Consider the following 13,672-nt stretch of genomic DNA (forward strand, 5'->3'; position numbering starts at 1 on the left):
GATGAATAAGAGTGATTAATGTTTTTTGATGTTTATCAAAAGGATCATTCAAACAAGGGTTGTTTTGAAAGATTAAAAGCAAATGCCAGTGCAAAAGGCTGTTGCCTTCTCTGCGTGTAGTCGGGTAAGCTGTTTCTAGCAAGCGTGCCCGATTTTGTGTGTAAGCTTAGGTATTCGCTCCGATTATGTCGGAATGTGTTGAAATAAAATAAAGCCCAAGTGGGTTAGACGAACGTAGATCGAAAAAGAGGAAGGTTGCATGCCTACCGTAAACCAGTTGATTCGCAAACCGCGTGTGGCGCCAGTTAAGCGCAATAAGGTTCCTGCTCTTCAGTCGAATCCGCAGAAGCGTGGTGTTTGTACGCGTGTCTATACAACGACACCGAAAAAACCAAATTCTGCTCTTCGTAAAGTTGCTAAAGTCCGTTTGACAAATGGATTTGAGGTGATTGGTTATATCCCCGGAGAGGGGCATAATCTTCAGGAGCACTCTGTTGTGATGATTCGTGGTGGTCGTGTGAAGGATTTGCCAGGAGTTCGTTACCACATTATTCGTGGGTTGCTTGATACGCAGGGTGTCAAGAATCGTAAACAGCGTCGTTCAAAGTATGGCGCGAAGCGTCCAAAATAATATTGAGAGACAGAGCCAATGTCCCGTCGCCATAGAGCAGAAAAACGTGAGATTAATCCAGATCCTAAATTTGGTGATTTGGTTATTACAAAATTTATGAATGCCATTATGTTTGATGGTAAAAAGTCGGTTGCAGAGCGTATTGTTTATGGTGCGCTTGATGCTGTAGAGAGTAAGGTGAAGTCAGATCCTGTGGCTTTGTTTCATCAGGCGTTAGAAAATGTTGCTCCTCATATTGAGGTTCGTTCGCGTCGTGTTGGTGGTGCTACTTATCAGGTTCCGATTGATGTTCGTCCTGACCGTCGTCAGGCTCTTGCTATCCGTTGGTTGATTACTGCGGCGCGGGGGCGTAATGAGACGACAATGATTGATCGTCTTTCTGGTGAGTTGATGGATGCGGCTAATAATCGCGGTTCTGCAGTGAAGAAGCGTGAGGATGTTCATCGTATGGCTGAGGCTAATCGTGCATTCTCTCATTATCGCTGGTAGGTATGTTTAAAAACTAAGGCAAGTGCAATGGTTCGCGAATATAAAATTGAAGATTATCGTAATTTTGGTATTATGGCGCACATTGATGCCGGTAAGACCACTATGACTGAGCGTATTTTGTTCTATACTGGTAAAAATCATAAAATCGGTGAGACGCACGATGGTGCTTCTACGATGGATTGGATGGAGCAGGAGCAGGAACGTGGTATTACGATTACCTCTGCTGCGACTACGACCTTTTGGGAAGGGCGTGATGGTCGGAAGCGGCGCTTTAATATCATTGATACGCCAGGGCACGTTGATTTTACCATTGAGGTTGAGCGTTCTTTGCGTGTTCTTGATGGTGCGATAGCGTTGTTGGATGCAAATGCTGGTGTGGAGCCTCAGACGGAAACTGTTTGGCGACAAGCTGAAAAATACCGTGTGCCGCGCATGGTGTTTGTTAATAAAATGGATAAAATAGGCGCTGATTTTTATCGTAGTGTGGAAATGGTTGGCTCGCGATTGGGGGCTAAAGCACTTGTTTTACAACTGCCGATTGGTGCTGAAAATGATTTCGAGGGTGTCGTTGATCTTGTTGAAATGAAGGCATTAAGATGGGACGGTTCTATTGGTGCTTCTGCAGTGGTTGGTGAGATTCCTTCCGATTTAAAGGAAAAAGCTGAAGAGTATCGTGAGAAATTAATCGAGATGGCAGTTGAGGTTGATGAGGCTGCAACAGAAGCGTATTTGGAAGGTGTGATGCCAACGAATGAGCAGCTAATTGCTCTCATTCGTAGGGGGACTATAGAAGTTCAGTTCCATCCGGTTCTTTGTGGCACGGCTTTTAAAAATAAAGGTGTTCAGCCGCTTTTGGATGCTGTTGTTTCTTATCTTCCTTCTCCAGTTGATGTTCCCGCAATTAGTGGGGTTGATGTAAAAACGGATAGTGAGACAACGCGTGAATCTTCAGATGACGCTCCGCTTTCTATGCTTGCTTTTAAGATTATGAATGATCCGTTTGTGGGCTCGTTGACTTTCTGTCGTATTTATTCTGGTAAAGTTCAAAAAGGTATTTCTCTTGAAAATACTGTGAAGGGAAAGAGGGAACGTTTGGGTCGTATGCTTCAGATGCACTCAAATTCTCGTGAGGATATTGAGGAAGCATTTGCTGGTGATATTGTTGCTCTTGCAGGGCTTAAAGAAACGACAACAGGTGATACTCTTTGTGATCCTTTAAAGCCCGTTATTTTGGAGCGGATGGAGTTTCCAGAGCCTGTTATTGAAATTGCGATTGAGCCAAAAACGAAAGCAGACCAAGAAAAAATGGGTATTGCACTCAATCGTTTGGCGGCGGAAGATCCTTCTTTCCGTGTTAAATCAGATGAGGAATCTGGTCAAACAATTATAGCTGGTATGGGTGAGCTTCATCTTGATATTATTGTTGATCGTATGCGCCGAGAGTTTAAGGTTGAAGCTAATATCGGGCAGCCTCAGGTTGCTTATCGCGAGTCGATTACAAAAACTGCGGAAATTGATTATACGCATAAGAAGCAATCTGGTGGTGCAGGGCAGTTCGCTCGTGTGAAAATAATTTTTGAGCCTCATGATGGGGATGATTTTATCTTTGAATCAAAAATCGTCGGTGGAGCAGTTCCTAAGGAATATATTCCTGGTGTTCAAAAGGGAATTGAGAGTGTTATGGGTTCGGGTCCTCTTGCGGGCTTTCCTATGCTTGGTGTAAAAGCTACTCTGGTTGATGGTGGTTATCATGATGTTGATTCTTCCGTTTTAGCTTTTGAAATTGCTGCTCGTGCGGCTTTTCGTGATGGAGCGAAGAAGGCTGGTGCGCAGCTTCTTGAGCCGATTATGAAGGTGGAGGTTGTGACTCCGGAAGATTACGTTGGTGATGTCATTGGTGACTTGAATTCTCGTCGTGGTCAAATTTCAGGAACTGAGGCGCGTGGTATTGCGACGGTTGTAAATGCAATGGTTCCTTTGGCAAATATGTTTGGTTATGTGAATAGTCTTCGTTCGATGAGTCAGGGGCGTGCGCAGTATACGATGCAGTTTGATCATTACGAGCCTGTCCCTTCGGCTGTTGCTTTGGAGATTCAAAAGAAATATGCGTAATTTGGGATTGCGTGATTAATTTTTTAACTTAGTCCTTAGTTAGGACGGAAAATGGAGAGCTCAAATGGCGAAGAGCAAATTTGAACGTACGAAGCCGCATGTTAATATTGGTACGATTGGTCACGTTGATCATGGGAAGACATCGTTAACGGCAGCAATTACGAAATATTTTGGTGAATTTAAAGCGTATGACCAAATTGATGCGGCACCAGAGGAGCGTGCGCGTGGGATTACCATTTCTACGGCGCATGTTGAATATGAAACAGAGAAGCGCCACTATGCTCATGTTGACTGTCCTGGGCACGCGGATTACGTGAAAAACATGATCACGGGAGCGGCGCAGATGGATGGTGCGATTTTGGTTGTTTCGGCCGCTGATGGTCCGATGCCTCAGACTCGTGAGCATATTCTTTTGGCGCGTCAAGTTGGTGTTCCAGCGATTGTTGTTTTTCTTAATAAGGTAGATCAGGTTGATGATGCTGAGCTTTTGGAGCTTGTTGAGCTTGAAGTTCGTGAGCTTTTGTCGAAATATGATTTTCCAGGAGATGATATACCAATAGTTAAAGGTTCTGCATTGGCAGCTCTTGAAGATAAAGATAAAAGCATTGGTGAAGATGCGGTTCGTCTTTTGATGAGCGAAGTTGATAATTATATACCGACTCCTGAGCGTCCTGTTGATCAGCCGTTTTTGATGCCGATAGAGGATGTTTTTTCGATATCAGGACGTGGAACTGTTGTGACTGGTCGTGTTGAGCGCGGTGTTATTAAGGTTGGTGAGGAAATAGAGATTATAGGAATTCGTCCGACTTCTAAGACGACAGTTACAGGGGTTGAGATGTTCCGTAAGCTTTTGGATCAAGGTCAAGCAGGTGATAACATTGGTGCGCTGCTTCGTGGTGTTGATCGTGAAGGGATTGAGCGTGGACAAGTTTTGGCGAAGCCTGGTTCAGTTACGCCTCATACGCGCTTTAAAGCAGAGGCTTACATTTTAACGAAAGATGAAGGTGGGCGTCATACACCATTTTTTACCAATTATCGTCCACAGTTTTACTTCCGTACAACAGATGTGACAGGGATTGTTACGCTCCCAGAAGGTACAGAGATGGTTATGCCTGGTGATAATGTTGCGATGGATGTTTCATTGATCGTTCCGATAGCAATGGAAGAGAAGCTGCGTTTTGCTATTCGTGAAGGTGGTCGTACTGTTGGTGCAGGTATCGTTTCTAAAATCATTGAGTAAAGAGTGGTTGTTCAAGAACGTCTTTGTTGTTAAAAGGCGTTTTTGTGTGATAGGGAAATAAAGAGCATGAACAGTCAAAATATCCGCATTCGTTTGAAAGCGTTTGATCACAGAATTCTTGATGCGTCGACGCGTGAGATTGTTTCGACCGCTAAGCGTACTGGTGCGAATGTCCGTGGTCCTATTCCGCTTCCAACGCGGATTGAGAAGTTTACAGTCAATCGTGGGCCACACATAGATAAGAAGAGCCGTGAGCAATTTGAAATGCGTACACATAAGCGTCTTCTTGATATTGTTGATCCAACACCGCAAACAGTGGACGCGCTTATGAAGCTCGATCTTTCTGCTGGTGTGGATGTCGAGATTAAGCTCTGAGGTTTGAGGACAGAAGGAAACAGACCCGATGCGTTCAGGTGTAATAGCACAGAAGCTGGGCATGACCCGTATTTATAATGATTCTGGTGAACATGTGCCAGTGACGGTACTTCGTTTGGAGGGTTGTCAAGTCATTGCTCAGCGTACAGTTGAAAAGAATGGTTATACTGCTGTTCAATTAGGTGTAGGCTTTGCGAAGGTTAAAAATACCTCGAAAGCTCTTCGTGGACATTTTGCTAAGGCTTCTGTTGAGCCGAAAGCCAAAATAGCAGAATTTCGTGTTAGTCCCGATAATCTTCTTGATATCGGTACTGAAATTACGGCGGAACATTTTGTTCCGGGGCAGAGAGTTGATGTGACAGGTACGAGTATCGGTAAAGGTTTTGCTGGTGTTATGAAGCGGCATAATTTTGGTGGACATCGTGCTTCACATGGTAATTCAATTACACATCGTGCTCATGGTTCTACAGGACAGTGTCAAGATCCTGGTAAAGTGTTTAAAGGTAAAAAAATGGCTGGCCATATGGGGCAGGTGCGTGTAACAACACAGAATATTGAGGTTGTTTCTACGGATGTTGAACGTGGTTTAATTTTAGTGCGTGGTGCTGTTTCTGGCTCTAAAGGTGCTTGGATTTTAGTGCGGGATGCTGTAAAGAAACGTCTTCCTGATAATGCGCCGAAGCCTGCTGGTATTCGCCATTTTGCGAAGGATAAAACGGAAATGGTTGCTCCGGTGATGGAAACCTCTGAAACTGAGGGAGCCGAATAATGGATCTTATAGTTAAAACCCTTGATGGTAATGAAGCTGGTAAGTTAAAGGTTTCTGAGGGTGTTTTTGGTCTTGTTCCACGTGAGGATATTTTGCAACGTGTTGTTCGTTGGCAGCTTGCACGTCGTCAACAGGGGACGCATCAATCGCAGGGGCGATCTGATGTATCGCGAACAGGAGCAAAGATGTTTAAACAAAAAGGAACTGGACGTGCTCGACATTCATCTGCTCGTGCACCGCAGTTTCGAGGTGGTGGTAAGGCGCATGGCCCAGTCTTTCGTAGTCATGCTCATGATCTTCCTAAAAAGATTCGTGCACTGGGATTGCGTCTTGCTTTGTCAGCAAAATTAAAGGCAAATGATTTAATCGTCGTTGATGAGTTGAACGTTAAGGATGCTAAAACTAAAATTCTTGCTTCAAATTTTTCTAAGCTTGGGTTTAATAATGCTTTGTTAATTGGCGGCAGGGAAATTGATATTAATTTTTCTCGTGCAGCATCTAATATTCCTAATATTGATATTTTACCAATTCAGGGAATTAATGTTTATGATATTTTGCGTCGCAGCAAACTTGTTTTATCAAAGGCAGCTGTCGAGGCTCTTGAGGAGCGTTTTAAATGACAGACCTTCGCCATTATGATATAATTGTTAGTCCAGTTATTACTGAAAAGTCGACTATGATTTCTGAATATAATCAAGTTGCTTTTAATGTCGCGCCGAAAGCGACAAAGCCTGAGATTAAGGCTGCTGTTGAAGCGCTTTTTAGCGTTAAGGTTAAAGCAGTTAACACGATAGTCCGTAAGGGTAAGGTGAAGCGTTTCAAAGGTATTGTTGGTCGGCAGAGTGATGTCAAGAAAGCGATCGTGACACTGGCAAGTGGTCAGTCTATCGACGTTTCGACAGGTCTTTAAAGAGGCTCGGAGATAAGAATAATGGCACTTAAGCACTTTAATCCAACTACGCCTGGACAGCGTCAGCTTGTTATTGTAGATCGTTCTTGTCTTTATAAGGGTAAGTCTGTAAAAACGTTGACTGAAGGTTTGTCGTCAAAAGGTGGACGTAATAATCGTGGTCGCGTTACTGCTCGTTTTCAGGGCGGTGGTCATAAACGTAGTTATCGGTTTGTCGATTTTAAGCGTCTTAAACGTGGTGTTTCTGCAAAAGTTGAGCGTTTGGAATATGATCCAAATCGTACTGCTTTTATTGCATTAATTCGCTATGAAGATGACCAATTAAGTTATATTCTTGCACCACAACGTCTTGATATAGGTGATTCTGTTATAGCTGGTTCGAATGTTGATGTTAAGCCCGGTAATGCTATGCCTCTCGCTAATATGCCGGTGGGTACGATTATTCATAATGTCGAAATGAAGCCGGGTAAAGGTGGTCAGATTGCACGTTCAGCTGGCACTTATGCGCAGTTGGTAGGGCGCGATCAAGGGATGGCTATTCTTCGTCTTAATTCTGGTGAACAGCGTTTGGTATCTGGTAGTTGTTTTGCAACTGTTGGTGCTGTTTCAAATCCTGATCATGCCAATATTAATGATGGTAAGGCAGGAAGGTCACGTTGGCGCGGTAAGCGTCCGCACGTTCGTGGTGTTGCTATGAATCCAGTTGATCATCCACATGGTGGTGGTGAAGGTCGTACATCAGGGGGGCGTCATCCAGTGTCTCCTTGGGGTAAGCCTACGAAAGGTAAGCGTACGCGCTCCAATAAAGCCACTGATAAATTTATTATGCGTACGCGTCATCAGCGCAAGAAATGAGAAAGGTAGTCTGAAGTGGTTCGTTCAGTTTGGAAAGGTCCGTTTGTTGACGGCTATCTTCTTGGGAAAGCAGAGAAGGTACGTGCTAGTGGGCGCAATGAAGTTATAAAAATATGGAGTCGTCGCTCTACTATTTTACCACAATTTGTTGGTTTGACTTTTGGTGTTTACAACGGCAATAAGCATATTCCTGTTTCTGTTTCTGAAGAGATGGTTGGGCATAAGTTTGGTGAGTTCGCTCCCACCCGAACCTATTATGGGCATGGTGCAGACAAAAAAGCGAAGAGGAAGTAGGAATGGGTAAAGCTAAAGTTTTGCGCCAGCTTAAGGATAATGAGGCGAAGGCTGTTACCAGGACAATTCGTGTTAGTCCGCAAAAACTTAACTTAGTTGCTGCAATGATTCGTGGTAAAAGAGTTAATGTGGCGCTCGCTGATTTAACATTTTCGCGTAAACGTATTGCTGAAACGGTAAAAAAAACGCTTGAATCAGCGATTGCAAATGCGGAAAATAATCATGATCTTGATATTGATTCGCTCATTGTTGCAGAAGCCTATGTTGGTAAGTCGATAGTAATGAAACGTTTTCATGTTCGTGGTCGTGGACGTGCTAGTAGAGTTGAGCGTCCATTTTCGCATCTTACTATTATTGTTCGTGAAGTTACCGAAAAAGTGGAGGCTGCATAATGGGGCAGAAGATCAATCCAATAGGGCTTCGTCTTGGAGTTAATCGAACTTGGGATTCTCGTTGGTATGCTGATGGTGGTGAGTATGGGCGTCTTCTTCATGAGGATCTAAAAATTCGTTTATATGTTCTCGAGGAGTTAAAACAAGCAGCTATTTCTAAGGTTGTTATTGAGCGTCCCCATAAGAAATGTCGTGTGACGATTTATTCGGCGCGTCCTGGTTTGATTATTGGTAAAAAGGGTGCCGATATCGAGAAGCTTCGTCGTAAGCTTTCAGAGATGACAAATGCAGAGACGTCATTGAATATTGTGGAGATTCATAAACCAGAAATTGATGCTACGATTATCGCGCAATCAATTGCTCAGCAGTTGGAGCGTCGTGTTGCTTTTCGACGTGCGATGAAGCGTGCAGTTCAATCGGCTATGCGTCTTGGGGCAGAAGGTATTCGTATTAACTGTTCTGGTCGTCTTGGTGGTGCTGAAATTGCTCGTATGGAATGGTATCGTGAAGGTCGTGTTCCACTTCATACCTTGCGTTCTGATGTCGATTACGGTACAGCAGAGGCTAAGACTGCTTATGGTATTTGTGGTGTAAAAGTTTGGGTGTTTAAGGGTGAGATTCTCGAGTATGATCCGATGGCTTCAGAGCGTCGTGCTGCGGAAGCTAATCATTCTGGTCCTTCGTCGAATCGTCGCCGTGAAAATGCTTAATTGCGGTTGAACTAAATTTTGGAGTAGAGAGCAATGTTGCAGCCAAAGCGCACAAAGTTCCGTAAACAGTTCAAGGGTCGTATCCACGGTGTTTCGAAGGGTGGTACGAGTTTAAATTTCGGTGCTTATGGTCTGAAGGCTGTTGAGCCGGAGCGAATTACTGCCCGTCAAATTGAAGCGGCGCGTCGTGCGATTACACGTTATATGAAACGTTCTGGTCGTGTGTGGATTCGTATTTTTCCGGATCTTCCAGTTACATCTAAGCCAACCGAAGTTCGTATGGGTAAAGGCAAAGGGAGTGTTGATTATTGGGCGACTCGTGTTGCGCCTGGGCGTGTCATGTTTGAGCTTGATGGGGTTCCTGAAGATGTGGCACGTGAAGCACTGAGATTGGGTGCTGCAAAGCTACCTATTAAGACACGTTTCATCCAGCGTATTGCTGAATAAAGAGGTTAAGCGATGAAAGCCAAGGAATTACGGGCGCAAACGCTCGACCAAATGAAAGATGAGTTGGTAAAGTTGAAAAAAGAGCAATTTAATTTGCGCTTTCAAAAAGCGACAGGCCAATTAGAAAAGGCTGCACGTGTTAGGCTTGTTCGTCGTGATATTGCGCGTGTTAAAACTTTTCTTCGTCAGAAGATAAACGAGAGCAAGGTTTAAGGAAGTGAAAGATGCCTAAACGCATTTTGCAGGGTGTTGTCGTAAGCGACAAAAGTGATAAGACTGTGGTTGTTAAAGTGGAACGTCGTTATTCTCATCCACTTCTTAAGAAGACCGTTCGGCAATCTAAGAAATATAAGGCGCATGATGAGAACAACCAGTTCAAGATTGGGGATCAGGTTTCTATTCAGGAATCTAGACCAATTTCGAAAGATAAACGTTGGACTGTTGTTAAAGACAGTGTAGTGTAGTTAGCTAGATTTATTGTTTTAAAGTTTAACAGGAATTTTATTTCTGTTGATAGATTTGAGAGCAATGGCTCTATTGTTATTTGGCAGGCAAATCCGGGTGTGCAGAGGCGCGACCGGATATAAACATTAAGAGAAGGTGGCCAGTCATGATTCAGATGCAAACAAACCTCGATGTTGCCGATAATTCCGGTGCGCGTCGTGTCATGTGCATCAAGGTGTTAGGCGGTTCAAAGCGGAAATATGCTTCGGTCGGTGACATTATTGTTGTTTCGGTCAAGGATGCTATTCCTCGTGGCCGTGTTAAAAAGGGTGATGTGATGAAAGCTGTGGTGGTTCGTACTGCTAAAGATATTCGTCGCGCGGACGGTAGCGTTATTCGTTTTGATAGTAATGCTGCTGTTTTAGTTGATAATAAGAAAGAGCCGATCGGTACACGTATCTTTGGACCAGTTCCTCGCGAACTTCGTGGTAGGAATCATATGAAGATTATCTCGCTCGCTCCTGAAGTGTTATAAGGGGTGAATGTTATGCAGAAGATTCGAAAAGGTGATAGAGTCGTTGTTTTATCCGGTAAGGATAAAGGGTGTAGTGGTGAAGTAATTAAAGTGAATCCAAAGGAAAATAATGCTTTTGTTCGTGGTGTTAATATGATTAAACGTCACCAACGTCAGACGCAAAAGCAAGAAGCTGGGATCATTTCTAAGGAAGCTCCAATTCATTTATCTAATTTGGCGATTGCTGATCCTAAAGATGGTAAGCCTACCCGTGTAGGTTTTCGTATGAATGCAGATGGTAATAAGGTTCGTTTTGCCAAGCGTTCGGGAGAGTTGATTAATGGCTGAGGAAAAACAGACGCCCCGCATGAAAAAGCATTATTTTGAAGTTGTTCGTAAAGCGCTTCAAGAGAAATTTAGTTATAAAAATGCGATGCAAATTCCGCGGGTTGATAAAATTGTGGTTAATATGGGGATTGGTGAGGCAACTGCGGATTCCAAGAAGCCTTCACTTGCTGCTGAGGATTTGGGGCTCATAACAGGTCAGAAGGCTGTTGTTACCCGTGCGCGTAATTCCATTGCAACCTTTAAGGTTCGTGAGGGGATGCCACTTGGGGCTAAAGTTACATTGCGCAAAGATCGTATGTTTGAGTTTTTAGATCGTCTTGTTACGATTGCGCTTCCGCGGGTTCGTGACTTTCGCGGTCTGAACCCAAAAAGCTTTGATGGTCGTGGCAATTTTGCCATGGGTATTAAGGAGCATATTGTATTCCCAGAAATCAACTATGACAAGGTTGATCAAATTTGGGGCATGGATATTATCGTTTGTACGACAGCAAAAACGGATGATGAGGCGCGCGAATTGTTGCGGGCTTTTAATTTTCCTTTTCGTTCGTAACGGCAAGTGTAGTGAGGTAAAGTTATGGCCAAGGTAAGTGCCGTTGAAAAAAATAAGCGCCGTGAGGTTATGGCAAAACGTTATGCTGCACGTCGTGCACGTTTGAAGGCGATCGTTATGGATCAGAAGGTTTCGCTTGAAGAGCGTTTTAAAGCTTCTGTTCAATTGGCGGAATTGCCTCGTAATTCTGCAAAGGTTCGTATTCGTAATCGCTGTGAGGTTTCGGGGCGTCCGAGGGCTTATTATCGTAAATTAAGAATGTCGCGAATTGCCTTACGTGAACTTGGTTCTGTAGGGCATATCCCTGGCATTGTTAAGTCTAGTTGGTGAGAGGAGATTACTCAATGTCTATGTCAGATCCTCTTGGTGATATGTTAACACGCATTCGTAATGCACTTTCTCGTAAAAAAGGCAAAGTGGTTACGCCTGCTTCTAAACTTCGTGCGCACGTTCTTGATGTTCTTCAATCGGAAGGTTATATTCGCGGATATAATCAAGTTGATTTAGGTGATGGAAAGTCTGAAATCGAAATTGAGTTGAAATATTTTGAAGGATTAGCTGCTATTCGTGAGATTTCACGTGTTTCAAAGCCTGGTCGTCGTGTGTATGTTTCTGCTAAGTCAATTCCTCAAGTGGCAAATGGTCTTGGTATTTCCATTTTATCAACTCCTAAAGGCGTTATGGCGGATCATCAGGCGCGTGAACAAAATGTCGGTGGAGAGCTCCTTTGTCGTGTTTTCTAGGTGATTTTTAAGAAAACAGAAGAAAAATAGGTTAGAACAATGTCTCGTATTGGAAAAAAGCCCATTTCAGTTCCTTCTGGGGTTACTGCAACTGTCGATGGTCAGCTGGTTAAGGCAAAAGGTCCGAAAGGTGAACTGAGTTACGTCGTTAATGATGAAGTCTTGGTTAAGTTTGAGGAAAATGCTATATCTGTTTTGCCGCGGGATCAGTCAAAAGATGCGCGCTCTAAATGGGGCATGTCACGCTCAATGATTGAAAATATTTTTTTGGGTGTGAAGGATGGTTTTGAAAAGAAGCTAGAAATCAACGGTGTTGGTTATCGTGCTGCTTTGCAGGGGAAGGATGTTCAGTTGTCGTTAGGTTTTTCCCACGATGTGATTTATAAAGTGCCATCGGGTGTTACTGTAACGGTTCCTAAGCCTACAGAAATTGTTATTTCTGGAATTGATAAGCAGCAAGTTGGGCAAGTCGCAGCAGAGATTCGGGAATATCGTAGACCTGAGCCTTATAAGGGCAAAGGCGTTAAGCATGCAGATGAGCGTATCTTTCGTAAAGAAGGCAAAAAGAAATAAGGATTTTGCATTATGGTTTCATCTAAGGACATTATCCAGCGTCGTGCACGGCGTGTTCGTCGTAGAATCAAAATGGTTTCTAGTGATCGTCCGCGGCTTAGTGTTTATCGTTCAAATCAAAACATTTATGCTCAAATTATTGATGATTTGCGTGGATGTACACTCGTTTCTGCATCTACCCTTGAGGGTGATTTAAAAAAATCGTTAAAAAGTGGTTCTGATAAAGAGGCTGCTTTTGCTGTTGGTAAATTAATTGCTGAACGTGCAAAAAAAGCTGGTGTTAATGAGGTGGTTTTTGATCGTGGTGCATATGTTTACCATGGTAGAGTGAAAGCTTTGGCTGAAGCTGCTCGTGAAGGTGGCTTAAATTTCTAAAATGCCTTATTCGGGAATTTGAATAAGGAGATTTTAGAGTGTTTCGTATGAGTTCCTCTTATTTGCTGATGGAACTTTGTTAGCGTGCTTCCGGAAAAGAAAAAGGAATGAGGAATGGCACAGAAAGAACGTAGTGAGCGAGATGAGCGTGATGGTGAATTTGTCGATAGGCTAGTTCATATCAATCGTGTCGCTAAAGTTGTGAAGGGTGGTCGACGTTTTGGTTTTGCTGCTCTTGTTGTTGTTGGGGATCAAAAGGGGCGTGTGGGTTTTGGTCATGGTAAAGCGCGGGAAGTGCCGGAGGCAGTTCGTAAAGCTACAGAAGCTGCCAAGCGTGGAATGATTTATGTTCCGCTTCGCTCTGGGCGTACATTACATCATGATCTTGAAGGCCGTCATGGAGCTGGTCGTGTTTTGCTGCGTTCGGCTTCTGCTGGTACCGGTATTATTGCTGGTGGGCCGATGCGGGCTATTTTTGAAACCCTTGGTATGCAGGATGTTGTTGCAAAATCGCTAGGGTCATCCAATCCTTACAATATGGTTCGTGCAACTTTTGATGCATTGAAACATCAAATGCATCCTAGAGATATTGCAACTCAACGTGGTATCAAATATTCTACTTTGCAGGCACGTCGTCAGCATTTGGTTGATGCAGAAGGGTAATTTCTGGGATTGTCAGAAAAGGAATTAGGAAATGGTTCAGAAAAAATCTCAGAATGGTAAAACTGTGACGGTTGAGCAGATTGGGAGTCCAATTCGGAATTCACAGATTCAACGTGCAACGTTAAAAGGGCTTGGATTGAATAAAATGCGGCGGCGACGTGTTTTAGAGGACACCCTTTGTGTGCGGGGTATGATTGCTAAGGTTTGTCATCTTGTTCGGATTGTAGATGAAGGTTAA

24 protein-coding genes are annotated in these 13,672 nt (G+C 43.6%); all 24 read left to right on the top strand.

The window, feature by feature from the left end; genetic code table 11:
- Nucleotides 1–259: 259 nt before the first annotated feature.
- The 24 genes from rpsL (at nt 260) to rpmD (ending at nt 13,672) form a co-directional block, all read left to right on the top strand.
- Nucleotides 260–631 (top strand): 30S ribosomal protein S12, encoded by a 372-nt coding sequence (gene rpsL, locus QHG54_RS00575; RefSeq protein ID WP_004859227.1) that lies wholly within the window; start codon nt 260–262, stop codon nt 629–631.
- A gap of 18 nt (nt 632–649) precedes the next feature.
- Entirely contained in the window at nt 650–1,120 is a 471-nt protein-coding gene (gene rpsG / locus QHG54_RS00580; RefSeq protein WP_317993429.1) for a 30S ribosomal protein S7, read from the top strand.
- Between the two features lie 27 nt (nt 1,121–1,147).
- Complete coding sequence (gene fusA / locus QHG54_RS00585) at nt 1,148–3,232, top strand: elongation factor G (protein ID WP_406604245.1); 2,085 nt, start codon at nt 1,148–1,150, stop codon at nt 3,230–3,232.
- 64 nt (nt 3,233–3,296) lie between these two features.
- On the top strand, nt 3,297–4,472 hold the full coding sequence (tuf, locus tag QHG54_RS00590) for an elongation factor Tu (RefSeq protein ID WP_078691533.1): 1,176 nt from the start codon (nt 3,297–3,299) through the stop codon (nt 4,470–4,472).
- A 66-nt stretch (nt 4,473–4,538) separates the two neighbouring features.
- Entirely contained in the window at nt 4,539–4,847 is a 309-nt protein-coding gene (gene rpsJ / locus QHG54_RS00595; protein ID WP_004855744.1) for a 30S ribosomal protein S10, read from the top strand.
- Nucleotides 4,848–4,875: 28 nt separating this feature from the next.
- Complete coding sequence (gene rplC, locus QHG54_RS00600) at nt 4,876–5,616, top strand: 50S ribosomal protein L3 (protein WP_317993427.1); 741 nt, start codon at nt 4,876–4,878, stop codon at nt 5,614–5,616.
- A complete protein-coding gene (gene rplD / locus QHG54_RS00605; protein ID WP_317993426.1) occupies nt 5,616–6,236 on the top strand; it encodes a 50S ribosomal protein L4 in 621 nt (206 codons plus the stop codon). Before rplC ends, rplD begins: the two co-directional genes overlap by 1 nt.
- Nucleotides 6,233–6,526, top strand: coding sequence for a 50S ribosomal protein L23 (locus QHG54_RS00610; RefSeq protein WP_317993425.1), 294 nt, complete (start codon nt 6,233–6,235; stop codon nt 6,524–6,526). The genes rplD and QHG54_RS00610 overlap by 4 nt, the downstream gene beginning before the upstream one ends.
- Before the next feature lie 21 nt (nt 6,527–6,547).
- Nucleotides 6,548–7,381, top strand: coding sequence for a 50S ribosomal protein L2 (gene rplB / locus QHG54_RS00615; protein WP_317993424.1), 834 nt, complete (start codon nt 6,548–6,550; stop codon nt 7,379–7,381).
- A gap of 15 nt (nt 7,382–7,396) precedes the next feature.
- Nucleotides 7,397–7,675, top strand: coding sequence for a 30S ribosomal protein S19 (gene rpsS / locus QHG54_RS00620; protein ID WP_004855734.1), 279 nt, complete (start codon nt 7,397–7,399; stop codon nt 7,673–7,675).
- Between the two features lie 2 nt (nt 7,676–7,677).
- Nucleotides 7,678–8,067, top strand: coding sequence for a 50S ribosomal protein L22 (rplV, locus tag QHG54_RS00625; protein WP_406604246.1), 390 nt, complete (start codon nt 7,678–7,680; stop codon nt 8,065–8,067).
- Nucleotides 8,067–8,777, top strand: coding sequence for a 30S ribosomal protein S3 (gene rpsC / locus QHG54_RS00630; protein WP_317993422.1), 711 nt, complete (start codon nt 8,067–8,069; stop codon nt 8,775–8,777). The genes rplV and rpsC overlap by 1 nt, the downstream gene beginning before the upstream one ends.
- Before the next feature lie 33 nt (nt 8,778–8,810).
- Nucleotides 8,811–9,224: a 50S ribosomal protein L16 gene (gene rplP / locus QHG54_RS00635; RefSeq protein WP_406604247.1), complete on the top strand. Its 414-nt coding sequence runs from the start codon at nt 8,811–8,813 to the stop codon at nt 9,222–9,224.
- 12 nt (nt 9,225–9,236) lie between these two features.
- Nucleotides 9,237–9,437 carry a 50S ribosomal protein L29 gene (gene rpmC / locus QHG54_RS00640; protein ID WP_317993420.1) on the top strand — a complete coding sequence of 67 codons (201 nt, stop codon included), beginning with the start codon at nt 9,237–9,239 and terminating at the stop codon, nt 9,435–9,437.
- A gap of 11 nt (nt 9,438–9,448) precedes the next feature.
- On the top strand, nt 9,449–9,688 hold the full coding sequence (rpsQ, locus tag QHG54_RS00645; RefSeq protein ID WP_317993419.1) for a 30S ribosomal protein S17: 240 nt from the start codon (nt 9,449–9,451) through the stop codon (nt 9,686–9,688).
- Between the two features lie 146 nt (nt 9,689–9,834).
- A complete protein-coding gene (gene rplN, locus QHG54_RS00650; RefSeq protein ID WP_004855715.1) occupies nt 9,835–10,203 on the top strand; it encodes a 50S ribosomal protein L14 in 369 nt (122 codons plus the stop codon).
- A 12-nt stretch (nt 10,204–10,215) separates the two neighbouring features.
- Entirely contained in the window at nt 10,216–10,530 is a 315-nt protein-coding gene (rplX, locus tag QHG54_RS00655) for a 50S ribosomal protein L24 (RefSeq protein WP_006924701.1), read from the top strand.
- Nucleotides 10,523–11,080, top strand: a complete 558-nt coding sequence (gene rplE, locus QHG54_RS00660) for a 50S ribosomal protein L5 (protein ID WP_406604248.1) — start codon at nt 10,523–10,525, stop codon at nt 11,078–11,080. Before rplX ends, rplE begins: the two co-directional genes overlap by 8 nt.
- A 24-nt stretch (nt 11,081–11,104) precedes the next feature.
- The gene (rpsN, locus tag QHG54_RS00665; RefSeq protein WP_317993417.1) at nt 11,105–11,410 is read left to right on the top strand and encodes a 30S ribosomal protein S14; all 306 of its coding nucleotides are present in this window, start codon (nt 11,105–11,107) and stop codon (nt 11,408–11,410) included.
- A gap of 14 nt (nt 11,411–11,424) precedes the next feature.
- Nucleotides 11,425–11,823, top strand: coding sequence for a 30S ribosomal protein S8 (gene rpsH, locus QHG54_RS00670; RefSeq protein WP_317993416.1), 399 nt, complete (start codon nt 11,425–11,427; stop codon nt 11,821–11,823).
- 39 nt (nt 11,824–11,862) lie between these two features.
- A complete protein-coding gene (gene rplF, locus QHG54_RS00675; RefSeq protein ID WP_317993415.1) occupies nt 11,863–12,396 on the top strand; it encodes a 50S ribosomal protein L6 in 534 nt (177 codons plus the stop codon).
- 12 nt (nt 12,397–12,408) lie between these two features.
- Nucleotides 12,409–12,771 carry a 50S ribosomal protein L18 gene (rplR, locus tag QHG54_RS00680; RefSeq protein WP_006924696.1) on the top strand — a complete coding sequence of 121 codons (363 nt, stop codon included), beginning with the start codon at nt 12,409–12,411 and terminating at the stop codon, nt 12,769–12,771.
- 114 nt (nt 12,772–12,885) lie between these two features.
- On the top strand, nt 12,886–13,434 hold the full coding sequence (gene rpsE, locus QHG54_RS00685) for a 30S ribosomal protein S5 (RefSeq protein ID WP_317993413.1): 549 nt from the start codon (nt 12,886–12,888) through the stop codon (nt 13,432–13,434).
- A 31-nt stretch (nt 13,435–13,465) separates the two neighbouring features.
- On the top strand, nt 13,466–13,672 hold the full coding sequence (gene rpmD / locus QHG54_RS00690; RefSeq protein ID WP_406604249.1) for a 50S ribosomal protein L30: 207 nt from the start codon (nt 13,466–13,468) through the stop codon (nt 13,670–13,672).

This window comes from Bartonella gliris (assembly GCF_045277155.1).
Classification (GTDB): domain Bacteria; phylum Pseudomonadota; class Alphaproteobacteria; order Rhizobiales; family Rhizobiaceae; genus Bartonella; species Bartonella gliris.

What these genes read in the sequence shown, in the direction of transcription:
- tuf (WP_078691533.1), top strand. Translation starts at nt 3,297, where the DNA reads ATGGCGAAGAGCAAATTTGAACGTACGAAGCCGCATGTTAATATTGGT.
- rplC (WP_317993427.1), top strand. Translation starts at nt 4,876, where the DNA reads ATGCGTTCAGGTGTAATAGCACAGAAGCTGGGCATGACCCGTATTTAT.
- rplX (WP_006924701.1), top strand. Translation starts at nt 10,216, where the DNA reads ATGCAGAAGATTCGAAAAGGTGATAGAGTCGTTGTTTTATCCGGTAAG.
- rplF (WP_317993415.1), top strand. Translation starts at nt 11,863, where the DNA reads ATGTCTCGTATTGGAAAAAAGCCCATTTCAGTTCCTTCTGGGGTTACT.
- rpmC (WP_317993420.1), top strand. Translation starts at nt 9,237, where the DNA reads ATGAAAGCCAAGGAATTACGGGCGCAAACGCTCGACCAAATGAAAGAT.
- rplE (WP_406604248.1), top strand. Translation starts at nt 10,523, where the DNA reads ATGGCTGAGGAAAAACAGACGCCCCGCATGAAAAAGCATTATTTTGAA.
- rpsH (WP_317993416.1), top strand. Translation starts at nt 11,425, where the DNA reads ATGTCTATGTCAGATCCTCTTGGTGATATGTTAACACGCATTCGTAAT.
- rpsJ (WP_004855744.1), top strand. Translation starts at nt 4,539, where the DNA reads ATGAACAGTCAAAATATCCGCATTCGTTTGAAAGCGTTTGATCACAGA.
- rpsC (WP_317993422.1), top strand. Translation starts at nt 8,067, where the DNA reads ATGGGGCAGAAGATCAATCCAATAGGGCTTCGTCTTGGAGTTAATCGA.
- rplN (WP_004855715.1), top strand. Translation starts at nt 9,835, where the DNA reads ATGATTCAGATGCAAACAAACCTCGATGTTGCCGATAATTCCGGTGCG.
- rplV (WP_406604246.1), top strand. Translation starts at nt 7,678, where the DNA reads ATGGGTAAAGCTAAAGTTTTGCGCCAGCTTAAGGATAATGAGGCGAAG.
- rplR (WP_006924696.1), top strand. Translation starts at nt 12,409, where the DNA reads ATGGTTTCATCTAAGGACATTATCCAGCGTCGTGCACGGCGTGTTCGT.
- rpsN (WP_317993417.1), top strand. Translation starts at nt 11,105, where the DNA reads ATGGCCAAGGTAAGTGCCGTTGAAAAAAATAAGCGCCGTGAGGTTATG.
- QHG54_RS00610 (WP_317993425.1), top strand. Translation starts at nt 6,233, where the DNA reads ATGACAGACCTTCGCCATTATGATATAATTGTTAGTCCAGTTATTACT.
- rplP (WP_406604247.1), top strand. Translation starts at nt 8,811, where the DNA reads ATGTTGCAGCCAAAGCGCACAAAGTTCCGTAAACAGTTCAAGGGTCGT.
- rplB (WP_317993424.1), top strand. Translation starts at nt 6,548, where the DNA reads ATGGCACTTAAGCACTTTAATCCAACTACGCCTGGACAGCGTCAGCTT.
- rpsQ (WP_317993419.1), top strand. Translation starts at nt 9,449, where the DNA reads ATGCCTAAACGCATTTTGCAGGGTGTTGTCGTAAGCGACAAAAGTGAT.
- rplD (WP_317993426.1), top strand. Translation starts at nt 5,616, where the DNA reads ATGGATCTTATAGTTAAAACCCTTGATGGTAATGAAGCTGGTAAGTTA.
- rpsL (WP_004859227.1), top strand. Translation starts at nt 260, where the DNA reads ATGCCTACCGTAAACCAGTTGATTCGCAAACCGCGTGTGGCGCCAGTT.
- rpsG (WP_317993429.1), top strand. Translation starts at nt 650, where the DNA reads ATGTCCCGTCGCCATAGAGCAGAAAAACGTGAGATTAATCCAGATCCT.
- rpmD (WP_406604249.1), top strand. Translation starts at nt 13,466, where the DNA reads ATGGTTCAGAAAAAATCTCAGAATGGTAAAACTGTGACGGTTGAGCAG.
- fusA (WP_406604245.1), top strand. Translation starts at nt 1,148, where the DNA reads ATGGTTCGCGAATATAAAATTGAAGATTATCGTAATTTTGGTATTATG.
- rpsE (WP_317993413.1), top strand. Translation starts at nt 12,886, where the DNA reads ATGGCACAGAAAGAACGTAGTGAGCGAGATGAGCGTGATGGTGAATTT.